The organism is Neisseria sp. P0013.S005 (assembly GCF_051958425.1).
Lineage (GTDB): Bacteria > Pseudomonadota > Gammaproteobacteria > Burkholderiales > Neisseriaceae > Neisseria > Neisseria subflava.
The window spans coordinates 50,327-68,145 of record NZ_JBQCVL010000007.1 but is presented as its reverse complement, the minus strand read 5'-3'; the positions used below and the strand labels follow the sequence as shown (position 1 = coordinate 68,145).

Below are 17,819 nucleotides of genomic sequence, written 5' to 3'. Positions count from 1 at the left end.
GTTTTCCTTGGGGCGGAGCGTGTGAAGGTAAAGGCCGTCTGAAAATAAAAAAATCAAGCGTGTGCAGCCGATTTGCGGCCGAAAACCGCTATCGGTGTTTGCAGTCTTTTTCAGACGGCCTTCAACGCTTCTTCCGCCCGCAGCAGGGCGGTTTGCTCGTCGGCTTCGACGATATAGTTCACGCCCAGCGCGGGGGCGAGTTTGGACGATTGTTCGCGGAAGAATTGCAGTTGCGCCGCGTCGGGTTCGATGAGGAGCATGGCGGCGCAGTGTTCGGCGAGTTGCGGCCGGTGTGCCTTTATCCATTCGATGTAGGTTTTGCGGTCGGCAATGCGCTGTTCGTCGCTCACCTGCCGCCGCATCGGGGTGCAGACGGTGGCGAAGCGGCGATTTTGGTCTAACAGGGTTTCGAATTCTGCCAGCCAGTCGGAAAAGTCGGCGACGTGGGTCAGGTCGGTCAGGTAGATGGCGCCTTCGGGCAGGGTTTTGACGGGGGTGAAGTAGTGCATGGGATTCCTTTGGGTGTTGGGGAAGCAGGGTAGGTCAATAGTTGGGCATTTATGCTTGGCTTTTTATTAGATTTCTTGTGCCGCCACCCCCGCGCAGGCGGGAATCCAGAATGGAGACTCGAAGGCACTTCTTTATCCGATAAGTTTCTGTGCGGATGAGTCTGGATTCCCGCCTGCGCGGGGGTAGCGAAGCGGACTTGCGTAAGCTAATGACGATAATCGGTTGTTACGGCCGTTTCAGACGACCTTCGTTATTCCAGTCACCGTAGGTAGAGCATTGATGCCCGACCTACGATTGTTTCAGACGGCCTCCATCATTTCAGCTTCGCCTAAAACTTCCATTCCGCGCTCACGCCTACGCTTCTGGGGCGTTGGTAGAGCGCGTCTTGGCGGTCGGCGCTGGAAATGAATATGGGGCGGCGGCGGTTGAACACGTTGTCGGCGTAGAGCGAGACGCGGCCTTGTTTGAAGTTGTAGGCGGTGTAGAGGTTGACTTGGTTGTACGCGCCGATTTTGCCTGATTCGGCATTGTCGGCGGCGGAATAGTAGCCGCCGTAGAAGCGCACGTCGCCGCCGGCTTCCCAGCCTTTGTCGTTCAGGTATTTCACGCCGATGTTGGCGGTGTATTTGGGCGCGCGGCCGAGTTTGTTGCCTTCGATGCCGCTGTTGGGATAGCTTTTGATTTTGGTGTTGAGCAGTCCCAGTCCGGTGGTGAGTTTCAGGCTGTCGGTGGCCTGCCAGTCGGCGGCAAGTTCTGCGCCGTAGGTATGGACTTTTTTGGCGTTGCGGATGACGACGGAGTTGGTGCCGAGATAGAAGGGGAGCTGCATGTCGCGGTAGTGGTTCAGGAACAGGTTGCCGGAGAGTTGCAGGCGGCGGTCTGCGCTGCGCCAGCGGGTGTACCACTCGTAGTTGTTCACATATTCGGGCTCATAAGTGTAGGTTACGACGGGGCGGCCGAAGGTGATGCCCGCGCCGCCGGGGTTGTAGCCGCGCGCGGCTTTGATGCCGCTGACCCATTGGTCGGTGGGTTTGAAGGCGATGTCGATTTTGGGCAGGAACACGGTCTGGCCTTTGTCTAAATCGAGGTGCAGTGCGCCGCTGCCGCCGCGTCGTTTGTGCGTTTCTTTTTCAAGGCGTGCGGCGGCCGTGATGTCCCATTTTTCGCTGGGGCTGTATGCGGTTTCGGCAAACAGGGCGCGCACGCTGTTGCGGTCGTCAAAGGTATTGCGGCCGCCGACGCTGCGGATATCTACCCATTCGTCTTGTTTGCTGCGGAAGTAGTGCAGTCCGGCAAAGCCTTTCAGACGGCCTTTGTTGGAAAAATGCAATACCGGCTCCCATTGCAGTTCGCGGCCTTTGAGTTCGGCGGGCACGCCTTGCGGGCTGACGGTCATCGGCAGGTGCAGCCGCTCGTTGTGGTAGCGGCCGTAAATCAGTTTGTTTTCCAGTTTCAGATAGTCGTTAAGCTGCCACGATACGTCCCAGATGCCCGATGTCGAGCCGGTTACGAACACGGGCTTTTCTTTTAAAAAACGGCGGCTGGTGGTGTTGCCCATGATTTCGTTTTGCGGCGCGCGCGAACGGATGTGGTTCAGTGTCAGGCGGCTGTAAAAATTGGGATGGTTTTCGGGCGTGAGCAGGAGTTTGAAGCGCACATTGGTGTTTTCCACGCGGCGCGGGTTGCCGGTCGGCTCGTAGGACACGAACGGCTCGTAGCTTTCGCGCTGCTGCCGCTCCGCGCTCAGGCGGAAGGCAAGGTTGTTTTTCACAATCGGGCCGGACACTACGCCGGCGATGTTGCGCGTTTTTTGGTTGCCCAAACCCAAGCGCAGCGCGCCTTCCCATTCGTCGGTCGGATCTTTGGAACGCATCACCACCGCGCCCGCCACCGCGTTCTGCCCGCGCACATGGCTTTGCGGCCCGCGCAAGATTTCCACCTGCTGCATGTCCCACAGCGACTGCGTGCCGAAGGCGTATTCGTTGTAAGTGGCGGATCGGCCGTCTATGGACAGGTTCAGGCGCGGCCGCGTGCCCGCGAAAAATGCCACCGCGCCGACGGCGGGGCCGGAGCCGTCCACGCCGCGCACGGTCGGCAAATCGTTGCCGCTGCCCAAGTCCACCGTGTTCACGGTCTGTTTGAGCAAGTCGGTTGCGGAAAGATTGTGGCCGCTGCGGTCGATGTTCGGCGCGGTGAAAACGCGGTTGGATGTGGCGGTTTCAAAGCCGCTGCGGTTGGTGCGTTCGCCGGTGACGACGACTTCTTCCAACTGCACTTGTTCCGCATCTTGCGCCGCATCGGCGGCATAAATCCATTCGGAGGCGAAAGCGGCAGCAAGCAGCAGCGGCAGGCGGCGGAGGGTAGGTCTCTGCATTTCCTTATCCTTTCAGACGGCATACGTCGGGGGCGGATTGAACATCAGACAATCCAACCGCTCCGTCAGTATGCAAATATTTGTTGTTTACACATTTACATAAAATAAACTATTAATGTAAAGTATAAGAAACAAAAAACAGGAATGCAAGTGTTTATCATTCACTTTACTTCCCCCTTTTTACAGTGAACCATCTAAAAACAATTCCCTCTCCCATTCGGCGGGAGAAGGTTGGGGAGGGCGATTCTGCGACTTTTATGAATTTGGCCTGCTAAGCATCCGACAGCCCTCATCCATAGGGCGGAGCGGCGGGATAAGGAAAGAGGTCGTCTGAAACGCCGCCGTATTGCCATTGCCGTCGTGGGGAAATATGATGAGTATCCGACTTGCGGATAACTTTAATGAAAACCCTTTATGAACAAAATCAAAACCTTCCTACCGTTATGACTGCCAGCAAACAACAAACCATCACCGACACCGCCCGCCGCCTGTTCCGCGAACACGGTTTTTCCGCCGTATCCGTAGGCGGAATCTGCGCCGAGGCCGCCGTCAGCCGCGTTACCTTTTACAAATATTACAGCGGCAAAAACGCGCTTTTGGAGGAAATCGTTACCGAACAGAAAAACCGCGTCCGTGCCGAATTTGAGGCACTGCTTGCACGGCAATGCAGCCTGCGCGAAGCCGCCGAAGCCGTTTTCGCCCTGCAACAGCAGTCGTTCGACGAGCTTTATTCCGCCACCTTCCTGCGTGACATCGAAGAAAACACCGATTTGGAGCTGGAGCGGTTTTTCCATGAGTTGAACGAAGAAAAATACGCCTTTATGCGCAGCTTCTTCCACACCCTGCAACAACGCCGCCTGATTCAGCCCGATTTGCCGGTGGAACTCATCGACCTGTTCATCCGTCAGGCGGATATATTGATGCGCCATCCGCAACTGGCCGCGCTTTATGCCGTTGCGCCGCAAAAGCTGCCGCAAGACGTATTAGGATTACTGCTGCACGGTTTGGCAGGGGAGGAAGGTACGGGTGAGGAGATTGATTTTTTGGGGAAGATGAAAGGGATTTGCTGAATTTCTCATAAAACGTCGTCTGAAAACGAATTGTCGATTTTCAGACGACGTTTTAATCCTGTCTGAACTGCTGGAACTGATTAACCGCCAACTGACCGAAAAAAACCTAAAAGTAGAGAAGGCATCCGCCGCCGTCATTGACGCCACCATTATTCAGACCGCCGGCAGCAAACAGCGTCAGGCCATAGAAGTCGATGAAGAAGGACAAGTCAGCGGCCAAACCACACCGAGTAAAGATAAAGATGCCCGTTGGACAAAGAAAAACGGCCTCTACAAACTCGGTTACAAACAACATACCCGTACCGATGAGGAAGGCTATATCGAGAAACTGCACATCACCCCCGCCAATACCCATGAGTGCAAACACCTGTTGCCTTTGTTGGAAGGACTATCCAAAGGTACGACCGTCTATGCCGACAAAGGCTATGACAGTGCGGAAAACCGACAACATCTGAAAGAACACCAGTTGCAGGACGGCATTATGCGCAAAGCCCACCGCAACCGTCCGCTGACGGAAAATCAAACAAAGCGTAACCGATATTTGTCGAAGACCCGTTATGTGGTCGAACAGAGCTTCGGGACGCTGCACCGTAAATTCCGCTACGCCCGGGCAGCCTATTTTGGTCTGCTCAAAGTAAGCGCACAAAGCCATCTGAAGGCGATGTGTTTGAACCTGTTGAAAGCGGCTAACAGGCTAAGCGTGCCTGTTTGCGCCTAAAAGGCGGTCCGGATGCCTGATTAATCAGGTATCCAAGGGGGATTAAGGGGGTATTTGAGTAGAATCAGTGGATATTTGAAACAAAAACAGCCGAAAACCTGTGTTTGGATTTCGGCTGTTGGAGGAAAGGCTTTTTTGCAAAGGTCTCAGGCTGTTAAAAAGGTCGTCTGAAACCCAAAATCAGGTTTCAGACGGCCTTTATTTATTTGCAGGTTTAGTTTTTCCGTGCGGTAACAAACTCGGCCAGTTGGCGCAGGCGCAGGGCTTTGTCGCCGAATGGCTCGATCAGGGCAACGGCTTCTGCAATCAGCGTTTCTGCGTAAGTACGCGCGGTCTGCAGGCCCATCAGTTTGACGTAGGTCGGTTTGTCGTTGTTCGAGTCTTTGCCGGCGGTTTTGCCCAAGGTGGCGGTATCGGCTTCGCAGTCCAATACATCGTCGATCACTTGGAAAGCCAGGCCCAATTTGGCGGCGTAGTGGTCTAAGGTTTGGATTTGAGCCGGTGTTAAGTCTGGACAGGAAAGTGCGCCTAAGGCTACGGCCGCGCGGATGAGTGCGCCGGTCTTGAGGCTGTGCATCTGTTCCAATTCGGCCTGATTCATGGCTTTGCCGACGTTGGCAAGGTCGATGGCTTGTCCGCCCGCCATGCCGAGGCTGCCGGATGCTTGGGCCAGCGTGGACAACATGGCAAGCTGGCGCTCGGCAGACAGACCTGTCGGACGGCTCAATACATCAAAGGCTTGGGTTTGCAGCGCATCGCCGACCAAAAGGGCGGTTGCTTCATCGTATTGCACATGGCAGGTCGGTTTGCCGCGGCGCAGGCTGTCGTTGTCCATCGCCGGCATATCGTCGTGAACCAGCGAATAGACGTGTACCATTTCGATGGACGCCATGGCCTGCTCGACGGCATTTTGGTTTGCTTCGCCCAATTCGGACGCGGCAAGCACTAAGAGCGGGCGCAGCCGTTTGCCGCCGCCGAGAGTAACGTAACGCATGGCTTCATGCAGCGTGTGCGGCACTTGGCTTTCAGACGGCAAAAAATGCGCCAGCAGCAATTCGGTTTGCGCTTGAGCTTTTTGCTGCCATGTTTTGAGTTCATTCGCCGGGTTCAAGGTTCAACTCCTTCAGTTCGCCGGCATCCAATACTTGCAGTTTTTGCTCGACTTCCGCCAATTTGGTTTGGCAGTATCTGACCAATTCGTTGCCTTCCTGATAGGCGGCCAAAGCGTCTTTCAGCGGCATTTCGCTGCTTTGCATGGCCTGGGTCAGGGTTTCGAGGCGGGATAAGGCTTCTTCAAAGGATTGGGGGGCGTTTTTTTTCATGGTATGAAATGATGGGCAGAAAAGGGGAATTGTAGCATTTTTAGATGATGAAGGCCGTCTGAACAGGGGTGAAAACGAAATCAAAGATTTCTGTTTCTGAGTTCAGACGGCCTTTTTTCAAACGGAACAACGTTATCAGCCGGGTAAAACGGCTTTTTGATAGTTGAGCGCGATAAACTGCTTCTCGGCATCCAGTTCGGTGATTTTGAACAATGCCTGCGATTTAGGCAGCGCGTCAAACGGAATACCGGTCGCGCGCGTTACCAGCGGCAGGCCTTCAATGCGGACGAGGTCTTCTTTGAGGATGGTGGCCGTCAGCTCGCTGATGTCTTGCTGTTGCAGATAGACGAGGCTCCAGTAGGCTTCCATTTGGCGTTGGAAGTCGGCGTAGGCTGTATAGGCGGCATCAAAGTCGCGCAACGCGGCGAAAAGCTCGGCATCGCTGTTTTGATACAGCGGCTCGGCAGTGTCGTCGATCAGGCTGATCAGCTGCTTTTGGTTGATGTAGTCGGCGGCGCGGCGCAGCGGCGAGGTAAACCAGCCGTAATGCTGCACGCCCATGCCGATGTGCGGCTCGGATTTGGTGCTCATGCGCACTTTGCCTGCCGGTTGGACGCGGAAGAGGCCGGGCAGCTCGTTTTCGTCCAGCATTTGCGCCCAAGTGCTGTTGGCAAGAATCATCATCTCGCTGACCAGCGTATCGATGGGCGAACCGCGTTCGCGGCAGACGACAGATACGTTGCCTTCCTCATCCAATTCGATGCTGTAATCGTATTGCGGCGCACGGTCAGGCTCGTATTTGCCACGCGCTTTTTGCAAGGAGATGGCAAATTGATAGAACCAAATCAGGTCTTGATGGTGGGCGAACATCATTTCGCCTGCTTCGTCCAAGCCGGTTTTGGCGTTGAAATGCGGCTCGATGGTTTGAATGCGTAGGTTTTCAGCGATGTTGACCGCTTCGATTTTGCAGGTTGGCGCGCCGACGTTGAACTCGCTGTCCACATCGAAATAAATGCTGATGGAAGGGCGGTATGCACCTGCATCAAGGCTGAACGCGGCGATCCAGTTTTCGGGCAGCATGGTGATTTTGCCGCCGGGAAAATAAACCGTGCTTAAGCGTTCCATGATGTTTTTTTCCATTTTGTCGCCTTGTTTAATGGCAAGCGACGGCGCGGCGATGTGGATACCGACGCGTTTCATGCCATTGCCCAAGTCGGTCAGGCTCAAGGCATCGTCCACTTCGGTGGTCGATTCGTCATCAATGGAAAAGGCGGTAACGTCAGCCTTGGGCAAGTCGGGCATTTCAGGAAGCGGAAGGTCGGGGAAGCCTGTTCCTTTGGGGAAATATTTGATTTCAAACCCGTCTTGCAGGTATTGGGGAATGGACGTAATGCCGCCCGTTTTTTTCGCCAGTTCGTAGGCGGAGATTTTCAGCTCGTCGGCGGCTTTGGTAAAGGCTTTGTAGGTCAGCGACTGCTTGTCGGGCGCGTGTAAGATGGTTTTCAAATCCGCCGCGATTTCAGACGGCATCTCGCCGCGTTTCAAGGCTTCCGCCCAAGCGTCGATTTGCGCGTCTTGTTGTTTTTTGCGTTCGATGGCGGCAAGCGCTTGTTTTAAGGTTTCTTCGGGCGCGGCTTTGAACACGCCTTTGGCTTTTTTGTAGAAATACATCGGCGCGGCGTAAAGCGCAATCAAAGTCGCCGCTAGCTCGGTTTTAGTCGGCGCATGACCGTAATATTCTTCGGCAATCGCCTCGGCGGTAAATTCCTCTTCGCCGCATACTTCCCACAATAAATCGGTGTCGATGTCCGCCGCCTGTGCCTGCGCGTTCTCCAAAAATACCGCCATATCGCCGTCAAACTCGGCAAAGACATTGTTTGCCTTCACTTTGGTGCGCTTGCCGTGTTGGGTATCGACTTGATAGGTGGCGTCGTTTTTTTGGACGATGGAGGCAACTTTGAATTGGCCGGACTCTTCGTAAAAGATATTCATTTTTTTAGGATTTTATGATTTGTAGGAAACGCGTGATTTTAGCAGATTTGCACAAGAAAGGCCGTCTGAAAAACATACTTTCAGACGGCCTGTTCAAACGGCGGATGATTAATACTGATATGCCGCCAGTTTGCGTTTGATTTCAGGCAGGGCGGCGCGTGCGGCCTGTTCGCCCAGTTGGATGGCGCGTTGTTTTTGGTCGAAACCGCCAACCGAACCCAGCTCCAAAACCTGTGGTTTGATGACCACATTGGCTTGTCCCAATTCTTGGCGCAACGCAGTTTGACTCATTACGTTGAAGGTTTGGTCAAGATAGGAGAACATGCCTTGGTTGACGTTTTTGGCTGGACGGGCGGAAATATCGACGGCAATGATGAAGTTTGCGCCCAGTTTTTTCGCCGCGCTGACCGGTACGGGTTGCGACAGGCCGCCATCTACATATTTGCGGTTGCCGATGACGACAGGTTGGAACACGTTCGGAATCGAAGCGGAAGCGCGGACGGCCTGTCCGGCATTGCCGACGTTGAACACCACCGGTTTGCCGCTTTCAAAATCGGTCGCAACGGCGGCAAATTTGATGGGGAACTGCTGCATCGGGCGGTTGCCGACTTTGCGGTTGATGTAGTTTTGCAGTTTTTCGCCTTTGATGAAGCCGCTGGTGGACAAGGTCAAATCCACCAAATCGGTTTTACCCAAAATTTCCGCTTCCAATTCGAGGCGGTCGGGCGACATTCCCGAAGCGTACATACTGCCGACAATCGAGCCGGCGGATGTACCGGTAACGATTTTGATCGGAATATTGTTTTCTTTCAAAACCTTAATAATTCCGATATGGGCAAAGCCTTTGGACGCGCCGCCACCCAAAGCCAGCGCAACTGTGGCTTTCGGTTTGGGTGCAGGACGCGAAACCGTATTTTGACCCTGCGCAGAAGGTTTGGATTGCGGCGCGTTGCCACTCGGACAGGCAGCCAATACCAAGACGGATGAAGTGGCTAAAAACGTTTTGAATGTGGAAAAAAGTTTATTCATGTTTAGACAGCCTTTAATATGTCGAAAGGGTTATTCTACTCTGAAATTAAGTCGAAAGGCCGTCTGAAATTAGGTTTCAGACGGCCTTTTAAATCAAGCTTAAGCCAATTCGAGCTGTTTTTCCAAGCTTTCGACCAGCTGGTCGTCCAAATTCAAAGCTTGGGACAAACGGCTCAGGAACACGATTTCCTTGCGCGACAAGTCCGCGCAGACCAATCTGGCCGCCAGATAAGTTTCGGCTGCCAAAGCCTCGTCGCTGCCGACCGCAGCCGCAATTTGCTCGATAGAGGCCGGTTGCGCATATTCAGCCTGCAGCCATGCCGCCATTTCCGCATCGTTGCCGCTTTCACGCTCAATGGCCGCGCGTTCCGCATCGTCAATCAGGCCGTCTGAAGCCGCCGCCGCAATCATCGTTTGCAAAATCACACGGCTGTGGTTTTCACCAATCAGACCGGCAGGTTGGAACGCACTTTGCGGCAATTCTTCCTGCTGGCGGTTTTGTTTCCAGTTTTGATAGCCTTTATAAGCCAGAAAACCCAAAGCAGCGACCGAGCCGGCCTTGACCAGCTTCTTCGTGTTTTTCTTTTTCAACAGCATTGATGCCAAAGCACCCGTCAACGCGCCGCCGCCGAAAGAATTGAGCGGGCTGTCCGCAACCGCTTTGCTACCTTTTTGAGCCGCACCCAAAACCTGATTGAGCAACTGACTGAAATCCATAAAAAAATCTCCTGAAAACAAATACATTGCAAATATAGGGCAGAAACACCAAAAAACCAAGCCAAAGAAAGTTAAAAGGTGCAAACAAGTTTTCAGACGGCCATAGCCGACTTTCGGTACAATCACACCATTCCAAACAATAAACCCCATCATGACCGATACCGCCCAAATCATTACCAGCTATGGCCGCCGCTATATTGTCCGCACCCCCGACGGCCAAACATATGACGCCACCACCCGAAAAAAACGCGTCGATTTCGCCTGCGGCGACCAAGTCCGCATCAGCCCCATCAACGGCGAACAAGTCGTGATTGAAGACTACCTCCCGCGCGAAAGCCTGCTCTACCGCCAAGACGCATGGAAAACCAAACTGATTGCCGCCAACGTTACCCAACTCCTTATCGTAACTGCCGCGAGCCCCTCACCCAGCGAGGCCCTGTTGCAACGCGCCCTCCTCGCGGCAGAAGCGGCCGGCATTAACGCCGTTATCGTCCTCAACAAAGCCGACCTGCCCGAAACCGCCCAATGGCGCGAGAAACTCAAATTCTACGAAACCCTCGGCTACTCCGTGGTTGAAACCAACGCATTGGAAAATGCCGACATCCTGCGTCCCATTTTAGAAGGGCAAACCAACATCCTGCTCGGACAAAGCGGCATGGGCAAGTCCACCCTGACCAACGCCCTACTCGGCAACCAAGCCGCCCGAACCGGCGACATTTCCACCGCGCTTGACTCCGGCAAACACACCACCACCCACGCCCAACTATACGATTTAAACGCAGAAACCCGACTCATCGACTCCCCCGGCCTGCAAGAATTCGGCCTGCACCATCTCCAAGCCGCCGACCTGTTGCAATACTTCCCCGATCTGCGCCATCTTATCGGCCAGTGCCGTTTCCACAACTGCACCCATCGCGCCGAACCCGGCTGTGCCGTCAAAGTCGCTGCCGAATCAGGCGAAGCCAGACCCGAGCGCATCGAATTTCTGCAACGCGTTACCGATGAATTGTTGAGATAAAGTTTTAACGAAAACTAAGTGTTTGGATAAATAAAAAGGCCGTCTGAAAATTTCAGACGGCCTTTTGTTGAAGTATAACCAAATTTACCTTTCAACCGGTATCGCTACCTTAGCGGGAAAGAGACGGTGCTTTTCGTGGCGGATTGATCATGAGAAGCACGGCTTCTTCAATTTTCTTGTCCTCCCGATCATGGAGCTCTACCGGAAACTTCAGACGCAACACTGCAACAATAGCGCCAACCGATAAGCCTGCATCATGAAGCAACTCAATTTCTTTAAGTACCGGTGCGGAAAGGTTTAACATGGTTTCTCCTTAAGATTTGATACTTAGCCCACTTTATCCCCGGGCTGTGCGCCTGCGTCAACGTCGAGGAGCTTCAGTTTGCCCTCTGCCGTGGCGGCGGAGAGGATCATGCCTTCGGATACGCCGAATTTTGCCATTTTGCGCGGGGCGAAGTTGGCGACGGCGATGACCATGCGGCCGTTCAATTCGGCAGGATTTGGGTAAGACGCGGCGATGCCGGAGAAGATGATGCGTTTTTCAAAACCGAAATCGAGGTCGAATTTCAGGAGTTTGGTGCTGCCTTCGACGGCTTCGCAGTTCAATACTTTGGCGACGCGCATATCGATTTTCATGAAGTCGTCAAAGCTGGCCTGTTCGGCGACTTTTTCGTATTTGCTCTCTTCGGCGGCAGGCGCGGGGGTCGTCTGAATGCTTTGTTTGTTGGCTTCGATTAAATCGTCCACTTGTTTTTGCTCCACTCGTTGCATTAAATGTTCGTATTTGTTGATGGCGTGTTCGCCCAAGGTTTCGCGCGTGTTTGCCCAAGTAATCGCGTCCAGATTGAGGAAACGCGCGGCGTTGGCGGCGGTTTGCGGCAACACGGGGGCGAGGTAGGCGGTCAGCATGGTGAAGGCGTTGATGAGTTCGCTGCATACTTCGTGCAGCAAATCATCTAATATATGATACGTATCCAGTACCTTAATATTGATCCATAAGTCAGCAATAGTAGTCGCCAAATCTTCAGATTGAATTTCCTCTAAGCTCAGGGGGTATGGGCTGTGGTTAGGGGCATTATTATAATCCTCGAGAATTTTTCTTCCTTCCTTTTGTGAATACCTTAGAATTGATTCTTTAACTTTTTCATAGTTTTCCAATGAGAAAGTTTCTTTTTCTTTTTGGAAAATATCTTTTTTATTTTTAGGAAGTGAATTAATAAATTTATTTAAATCAGCTAAATCATTTTTAATAATGACTGGTTTGGTAAAAAGTTCATCATTCAAGTCAGAATTCAAGTCAGGTAAGTTTGCTAATTTAGCATTGTCTTTCTTAGTAAATCTCCATTTGTATTTCGGAGATTCCAGAAATTTGTTCAGCTCCCACGGCTTGTTGGCATCGACGTATTCGTTCACGGCATCTGCCAATGCCATGATGTCGCGTAGGGCGCGGGCGTATTCGCGGTTTTCGTATTGCTCGGCGATGGTGTCGCTTTCGGCAGCGAGTTTTGCCAGCAATGCGCTGCCTGAAACGTCTTTCAGACGACCTTCAAAGCGTTTGGCGATGAAACCTGACGCGCGGGCGGCGATGTTGACGTATTTGCCGACGAGGTCGCTGTTGACGCGGCTGATAAAGTCTTGCAGGTTCAAATCGATGTCTTCGATTTTGCTGTTGAGTTTGGCGGCGATGTAGTAGCGCATCCACTCGGGGTTCAGGCCTTGTTCCAGATAGGATTTGGCGGTGATGAAGGTGCCGCGCGATTTGGACATTTTTTGTCCGTCCACGGTCAAAAAGCCGTGTGCGTACACGCCGGTCGGGTCGCGGTGGCCGGAGAAATGCAACATGGCGGGCCAGAACAGGGCGTGGAAATAGAGGATGTCTTTGCCGATGAAGTGGTACATCTCGGTTTGGCTGTTGGCTTTGAAGTATTCGTCAAAATCGATGCCGATGCGGTCGCACAGGTTTTTAAACGACGCCATGTAGCCGACGGGCGCGTCCAGCCAGACGTAGAAGTATTTGCCCGGCGCGTCGGGGATTTCAAAACCGAAATACGGCGCGTCGCGGGAAATATCCCAGTCGGACAGGGTGGTTTCTTCTCCTTCGCCCAGCCATTCTTTCATTTTGTTGAGGGCTTCGGGTTGCAGATGGGGCTTGCCGTCGTGCGGGTTGTTGCCGGAAGTCCAGGCTTTGAGAAAGTCGGCGCATTCGCCCAGTTTGAAGAAGAAGTGTTCGGATTCGCGCAATTCGGGTTTGGCACCGGATACGGCGGAATACGGGTTGATCAGTTCGGTCGGGGAATAGGTCGTGCCGCAAACTTCGCAGTTGTCGCCGTATTGGTCTTGGGCGTGGCATTTGGGGCATTCGCCTTTGACAAAGCGGTCGGGCAGGAACATTTGTTTTTCGGGGTCGAAAAGCTGCTCGATGACGCGGCTCTCAATCTTGCCGTTGGCTTTCAGCGCGCGGTAAATGTCTTGGGAAAACTGTTTGTTTTCAGGGGAGTGGGTGCTGTAATAATTGTCGTAGCCGATGTTGAAACCGGTAAAGTCGGCGAGGTGCTCTTCGCGCACTTTGGCAATCATGTCTTCAGGCGCGATGCCTTGTTTTTGCGCGGCAAGCATCACGGGCGTGCCGTGGGTGTCGTCGGCGCAGCAGTAGTGGCACTCGTGGCCGCGCAGTTTTTGGAAGCGCACCCAAACGTCGGTTTGGATGTGTTCGACCATGTGGCCGAGGTGAATACTGCCGTTGGCATACGGCAGCGCGGAAGTGACAAGGATTTTGCGTGTCATGGTTTGTGCTTTTAAAAACAATGGATAAAGATATCGGGAATTATACCGCAAAACAATACGCAAAGGCCGTCTGAAACCCGATTGCTGGTGTTTCAGACGGCCTTTTGAGACTTGGCAGAAAGATTGTTACCCAATGCTCATTCCACGCGATTGAGATTGCGCTAATTGTTTCTGTTGCTCTTCATATTCAGCCGTTTGCTGAATTTGATTAAAGCTCTTTTCCACGGGAATAGATGCAGATAGTCCTATATCCATAGAGGCAAGATTTAATGTAGGATTTCGGTTCCCGATTAGATACTGGTCGTTTTTTACACTAAATAAAGTAAGATCAGTGATATTTTTTGACTGAGCCAAGGCGGTAAGTGCCATCGCGGAATTTTGCAGCTTTTTCTCATCAATAGGCAGATTGTTTGTCTTATGATACGTCGTTAGGTGCACCATTGCAGTATTGAAGAACTTTTGATTTTCAGGGGAAAAGTTTTGTAGTTTGCTAGCATTTATTTGCAGATCTAAAAAGGCGTATTGAGGACGATCCTGTTGTTCATATGGATTTGAATACTGCGGTTGGTTTTCTGCAATAAATTTGTCCGCCCAGTTAATATATTTTTCAAATGATTGTGGTGATTGACGAATTTTTTCTTTTACTAGATTATTAAATCTGCTCAGCATAGCCATATTTTCTTCAGCCAGTTGATGAGCTGGAGAATGTGGAGATAAAACAGATAATCCCTTTTCAGGGGTAAAATTGTTTATAGCATGAGATGAGTAAAGATTCCACTTGTTAGCCAAAAAGTTGTCATCCGAAGTATCTTGTGTGGCAAAACCACCTTTACGCAGATTATCTACTTCGTTTTTTGTAGTATACAAAATACTTCTGCCTAAATGATTGCTTGCAGATGAGACATAGTCTCCACCCATACGGTGATTAATGATTAATCTGTCCGCTAATGGGTTGATTGGAAGGGCTTCTTTCAAGCCTGCTGCGCCAAAGGCATTAAAAGTTTCAGTGCGTTGACCATAGCGATTGCCACATAACTGGGCAAGTGCTCCTCCTAAGGAGTGACCGGTTTGGTAGATTTTTGCCCCGTTATGTTTTGCCATTGCATTCGCCACTTCAGTTAATGCTCTAGCATCGTTGTACTGAGGATTGGTATGGCTTTTAACCATACGCATATCGGCTTCTCGGTCTTGGCGTGTTTCAAACTCTGTACCTCTGTGGACGACTACTAACTCGTTGGTATCTAAGCGACGGTAAATGGCACCAAAATAACCATTTTTGGGATTGTCGCTGATTCTTTCAACAGCATATTTAATACCGTTTAAAGTTATTTCTTTATTTTTTTCGTTATCAAAAACCAGTTTTTTTTCGCCGTTTTCATCTTTCTTCCCATAAATGTGATCAGACAGCAGGGCAAAATCCTGACTATTCAATGCTCTCATTTTTCAACCTTTCTTAATGTTAATTCAACTGTAAAAAGAGAATCCGGTTTATAATCCGCCACATTTTTATGCCAACTTTCAATACCTCTATCAGAATATCCGCTATCAATTGAACCATTACCTTGAAATTCGGTTGCTATGGGATAAAGGTTTTTTTCATAATGATTGGTTACTTTTAATTCAGGATTTTCCTCAGTCAGTTTTTTTAAATCTTCCGAATCAATACGGACAATCAAAGCTGTTTCTCGCTTATCTTTTCCTGTTGGTTCCATTACTATGGCAGCACTTAAAAACTGCCATTTACATACGCCTTCCCCATAGTAATCTTCATCTAAAGGAGTATCCGAATAAAAGTCTGTAGCATATGTATTATTATCAATTTTAGTCATCTCCAGTTTTTTTCGGTATTGAGGCCACGTTGTCGCACCTACCCAACGATTGGTTACATATTTGCAGTTTTCCGATTGGTAAAGTTCATCTCCCGTCACAATTTGGAAAGCTAGAGGCGCATCTTTAATTTTAACCACAGCTTGATAATGTTCTTTACGGTTTGGGTTAATTTTAACATCCTTTGGAGGAGCATCTCCTTTCGGCAGTTTATAGGTGGGGAAATCCGATTCTTTAAAGCCATATTCTTCGTACACGTTTTTCTCCTTGTTGCAGGCGGTTAATGATAAAGCGGCACAGAGACCGAATAGCAAGATAAAAGGTTTCATAAGGCTTCCTTCTACAATGAGATTTTGAATCTTGATTCAAAGTATACAGGAGTAATTCAAAGTATACAGGAGTATTTGTTGTTACTTTATTCTTTTTGTATTTTCTTTCAAATTTTGATAAATACGCTGTTTTAGAAATTCTGCGATGGTTGTCAATAAAAACGCTGTAAACCATAAATACAATCCTAATCCGTAAGTTGGTTTTGCATGTCCTCCTGCTTCATTCACAATTACTTCGTTTAAGGTAAATGTAAGTAGCGCCACAACCCATAATAATCCATGCAAAGTAAAGATAAATTTTTTTGCTTGCGGTCGGATAAGAGATATGAATATTAAAATGAACCAAATATAATTTGCATAAACAGCAAAATATCCAATGTGTCCTAAACCAGGTCCAAATATTGTTCCAATAATTAGAACAAAAAATCCCTCATATTGTCCTTCTTTTCCAAAAGTAAATACATTTTGAAATAAGGAACAAATCCAAATGAAAATGGCAATAAAGAAACATAGTTTATGGCCATAACGGGTTATCCGTTTCTTTGTTGTGTGTGATGAATCATTCATAATGTATATTGATTATATGGAGGATTAGTAGTGAATAATTATCGGCTTTTCTACTGCTTTAATGATGCTGTTTATATAAACCAGATTAATTTTGAAAAGATTGGAAGGTGGGTTTTCTGAGTGTTTACTAATCGAAAAATCCTATTTCTTATCTTAGTTACCTGCTTTTTATTTCACAAGTAGATAGGCCGTCTGAAAACAAGCATAGCGTGTTTGCTAGATTTTGTTTTCAGACGGCCTTTTATTTATCGGCTGCGTATGGAATCAACCGCGTACGCGTTCGATTTTTGCGCCTACGCCGCCGAGTTTTTTCTCGATGTATTCATAGCCGCGGTCGAGGTGGTAGATACGTTCGACGATGGTTTCGCCATCTGCGACCAAGCCTGCCATAACGAGGCTGGCGGAGGCACGTAGGTCGGTTGCCATCACGACGGCGCCGGAGAGTTTTTCCACGCCTTTGATGTAGGCGGTGTTGCCTTCAGTAGTGATGTTCGCGCCCATGCGGTTGAGTTCGGGAACGTGCATGAAGCGGTTTTCAAAGATGGTTTCGACGACGCGGCTGTCGCCTTCGGCAACGGCGTTCATCGCCATAAACTGCGCCTGCATGTCGGTCGGGAAGCCAGGGTGTTCGGTGGTGCGGATGTTTACCGCTTTCGGCCGTTGCTGCATGTCGATGGAAATCCAGTCGTCGCCCGCTTCGATGATGGCGCCGGCTTCGACGAGTTTGTCCAAAACGACTTCCATGGTTTTAGGCGCGGCTTTGCGCAGGACGACTTTGCCGCCGGTCATGGCGACGGCGCAAAGGAAGGTACCGGCTTCGATGCGGTCGGGAACGACGCTGTGTTCGCAGCCGTGCAGCTCTTTCACGCCTTCGACGGTCATGGTTGATGTACCGATGCCGCTGATTTTCGCGCCCATTTTGACGAGGCATTCCGCCAAATCGACGACTTCGGGTTCGATGGCGCAGTTTTCGAGGATGGTTGTGCCTTCGGCGAGGGTCGCCGCCATCAGCAGGTTTTCCGTACCGCCGACGGTAATCATATCCATCACCACGCGCGTGCCTTTCAGACGACCTTTGGCTTTGACGTAGCCGTGTTCGATGGTGATTTCCGCACCCATGGTCTCGAGGCCTTTGAGGTGTTGGTCAACCGGGCGCGAACCGATGGCGCAACCGCCGGGCAGGCTGACTTGGGCTTCGCCGAAGCGGGCGAGGGTCGGGCCCAAAACCAAGATGGATGCGCGCATGGTTTTTACCAGCTCGTAAGGTGCGCAGGTGTTGTTGACGGTGCCGCCGTTGATTTCAAATTCGGAGATGTTGTCGGTCAAAACGCGTGCGCCCATGCCTTGCAGCAGTTTTTGGGTGGTTTTGACGTCGGCGAGCATGGGTACGTTTTTCAAGCGTAAAGTGCCGGAAGTCAGCAGACCGGCACACATCAGCGGCAGGGCGGCATTTTTTGCGCCGGATACGATGATTTCGCCGTTGAGGGGGCCGTTGGCAGAGATTTTGAGTTTGTCCACAGGATGTCTTTCGTTATTTGTCTGCACGGTTTATGCCGCACAAA

Annotated in this window: 15 protein-coding genes and 1 pseudogene; 3 read left to right on the top strand and 13 right to left on the bottom strand. The window is 50.9% G+C overall.

All coding sequences use genetic code 11. From position 1 onward, the window contains the following. Positions 1-110 precede the first annotated feature (110 nt). Together ACTHTA_RS08165 and ACTHTA_RS08160 are read right to left on the bottom strand one after the other, a co-directional pair. Complete coding sequence (locus tag ACTHTA_RS08165) at positions 111-509, bottom strand: extensin (RefSeq protein WP_283114150.1); 399 nt, start codon at positions 507-509, stop codon at positions 111-113. A gap of 329 nt (positions 510-838) precedes the next feature. Beyond that, positions 839-2,884, bottom strand: coding sequence for a TonB-dependent receptor (locus ACTHTA_RS08160; RefSeq protein ID WP_308887753.1), 2,046 nt, complete (start codon positions 2,882-2,884; stop codon positions 839-841). Between the two features lie 401 nt (positions 2,885-3,285). Here ACTHTA_RS08160 and ACTHTA_RS08155 point away from each other — a divergent pair, with 401 nt between their 5' ends. Together ACTHTA_RS08155 and ACTHTA_RS08150 are read left to right on the top strand one after the other, a co-directional pair. Beyond that, positions 3,286-3,954, top strand: a complete 669-nt coding sequence (locus ACTHTA_RS08155; RefSeq protein ID WP_308887755.1) for a TetR/AcrR family transcriptional regulator — start codon at positions 3,286-3,288, stop codon at positions 3,952-3,954. 58 nt (positions 3,955-4,012) lie between these two features. After that, positions 4,013-4,672: pseudogene (locus ACTHTA_RS08150) on the top strand (IS5 family transposase); the annotation flags it as partial. Between the two features lie 214 nt (positions 4,673-4,886). On the opposite strand, the gene ACTHTA_RS08145 reads toward ACTHTA_RS08150, so the two are convergent. The 5 genes from ACTHTA_RS08145 to ACTHTA_RS08125 form a co-directional block, all read right to left on the bottom strand. Continuing rightward, positions 4,887-5,783: a polyprenyl synthetase family protein gene (locus ACTHTA_RS08145; RefSeq protein WP_308887757.1), complete on the bottom strand. Its 897-nt coding sequence runs from the start codon at positions 5,781-5,783 to the stop codon at positions 4,887-4,889. Next, positions 5,767-5,994, bottom strand: coding sequence for an exodeoxyribonuclease VII small subunit (locus ACTHTA_RS08140; RefSeq protein WP_308887758.1), 228 nt, complete (start codon positions 5,992-5,994; stop codon positions 5,767-5,769). Before ACTHTA_RS08140 ends, ACTHTA_RS08145 begins: the two co-directional genes overlap by 17 nt. A gap of 135 nt (positions 5,995-6,129) precedes the next feature. Continuing rightward, positions 6,130-7,986, bottom strand: a complete 1,857-nt coding sequence (locus tag ACTHTA_RS08135) for a ribonuclease catalytic domain-containing protein (protein ID WP_308887759.1) — start codon at positions 7,984-7,986, stop codon at positions 6,130-6,132. A gap of 108 nt (positions 7,987-8,094) precedes the next feature. Continuing rightward, entirely contained in the window at positions 8,095-9,015 is a 921-nt protein-coding gene (locus tag ACTHTA_RS08130; RefSeq protein ID WP_049352487.1) for a patatin-like phospholipase family protein, read from the bottom strand. 99 nt (positions 9,016-9,114) lie between these two features. Continuing rightward, positions 9,115-9,732: a tellurite resistance TerB family protein gene (locus ACTHTA_RS08125; RefSeq protein ID WP_049328449.1), complete on the bottom strand. Its 618-nt coding sequence runs from the start codon at positions 9,730-9,732 to the stop codon at positions 9,115-9,117. Positions 9,733-9,883: 151 nt separating this feature from the next. Between ACTHTA_RS08125 and rsgA the strand changes: the two genes are divergently transcribed. After that, positions 9,884-10,750: a ribosome small subunit-dependent GTPase A gene (gene rsgA / locus ACTHTA_RS08120; RefSeq protein WP_308887760.1), complete on the top strand. Its 867-nt coding sequence runs from the start codon at positions 9,884-9,886 to the stop codon at positions 10,748-10,750. A gap of 109 nt (positions 10,751-10,859) precedes the next feature. Here rsgA and ACTHTA_RS08115 read toward each other — a convergent pair whose 3' ends face one another. From ACTHTA_RS08115 to murA, 6 genes are all read right to left on the bottom strand, one after another. Beyond that, positions 10,860-11,054 (bottom strand): hypothetical protein, encoded by a 195-nt coding sequence (locus ACTHTA_RS08115; protein WP_049328774.1) that lies wholly within the window; start codon positions 11,052-11,054, stop codon positions 10,860-10,862. A 23-nt stretch (positions 11,055-11,077) separates the two neighbouring features. Beyond that, complete coding sequence (metG, locus tag ACTHTA_RS08110; RefSeq protein WP_440364393.1) at positions 11,078-13,534, bottom strand: methionine--tRNA ligase; 2,457 nt, start codon at positions 13,532-13,534, stop codon at positions 11,078-11,080. A 126-nt stretch (positions 13,535-13,660) separates the two neighbouring features. Continuing rightward, positions 13,661-14,974 (bottom strand): lipase family protein, encoded by a 1,314-nt coding sequence (locus tag ACTHTA_RS08105; protein ID WP_308887762.1) that lies wholly within the window; start codon positions 14,972-14,974, stop codon positions 13,661-13,663. Further along, positions 14,971-15,690, bottom strand: a complete 720-nt coding sequence (locus ACTHTA_RS08100; protein ID WP_308887764.1) for a hypothetical protein — start codon at positions 15,688-15,690, stop codon at positions 14,971-14,973. The genes ACTHTA_RS08105 and ACTHTA_RS08100 overlap by 4 nt, the downstream gene beginning before the upstream one ends. Positions 15,691-15,771: 81 nt before the next feature. Further along, a complete protein-coding gene (locus tag ACTHTA_RS08095; RefSeq protein WP_049328770.1) occupies positions 15,772-16,257 on the bottom strand; it encodes a hypothetical protein in 486 nt (161 codons plus the stop codon). Positions 16,258-16,521: 264 nt separating this feature from the next. Then, positions 16,522-17,775 carry a UDP-N-acetylglucosamine 1-carboxyvinyltransferase gene (gene murA / locus ACTHTA_RS08090; protein WP_308887799.1) on the bottom strand — a complete coding sequence of 418 codons (1,254 nt, stop codon included), beginning with the start codon at positions 17,773-17,775 and terminating at the stop codon, positions 16,522-16,524. Positions 17,776-17,819 lie beyond the last annotated feature (44 nt).

Bases quoted from the DNA above. Each gene is read 5' to 3' on its own strand.
- ACTHTA_RS08165 (WP_283114150.1), bottom strand. From the start codon at position 509: ATGCACTACTTCACCCCCGTCAAAACCCTGCCCGAAGGCGCCATCTAC.
- ACTHTA_RS08160 (WP_308887753.1), bottom strand. From the start codon at position 2,884: ATGCAGAGACCTACCCTCCGCCGCCTGCCGCTGCTGCTTGCTGCCGCT.
- ACTHTA_RS08155 (WP_308887755.1), top strand. From the start codon at position 3,286: ATGAAAACCCTTTATGAACAAAATCAAAACCTTCCTACCGTTATGACT.
- ACTHTA_RS08140 (WP_308887758.1), bottom strand. From the start codon at position 5,994: ATGAAAAAAAACGCCCCCCAATCCTTTGAAGAAGCCTTATCCCGCCTC.
- ACTHTA_RS08135 (WP_308887759.1), bottom strand. From the start codon at position 7,986: ATGAATATCTTTTACGAAGAGTCCGGCCAATTCAAAGTTGCCTCCATC.
- ACTHTA_RS08130 (WP_049352487.1), bottom strand. From the start codon at position 9,015: ATGAATAAACTTTTTTCCACATTCAAAACGTTTTTAGCCACTTCATCC.
- ACTHTA_RS08125 (WP_049328449.1), bottom strand. From the start codon at position 9,732: ATGGATTTCAGTCAGTTGCTCAATCAGGTTTTGGGTGCGGCTCAAAAA.
- rsgA (WP_308887760.1), top strand. From the start codon at position 9,884: ATGACCGATACCGCCCAAATCATTACCAGCTATGGCCGCCGCTATATT.
- ACTHTA_RS08115 (WP_049328774.1), bottom strand. From the start codon at position 11,054: ATGTTAAACCTTTCCGCACCGGTACTTAAAGAAATTGAGTTGCTTCAT.
- metG (WP_440364393.1), bottom strand. From the start codon at position 13,534: ATGACACGCAAAATCCTTGTCACTTCCGCGCTGCCGTATGCCAACGGC.
- ACTHTA_RS08105 (WP_308887762.1), bottom strand. From the start codon at position 14,974: ATGAGAGCATTGAATAGTCAGGATTTTGCCCTGCTGTCTGATCACATT.
- ACTHTA_RS08100 (WP_308887764.1), bottom strand. From the start codon at position 15,690: ATGAAACCTTTTATCTTGCTATTCGGTCTCTGTGCCGCTTTATCATTA.
- ACTHTA_RS08095 (WP_049328770.1), bottom strand. From the start codon at position 16,257: ATGAATGATTCATCACACACAACAAAGAAACGGATAACCCGTTATGGC.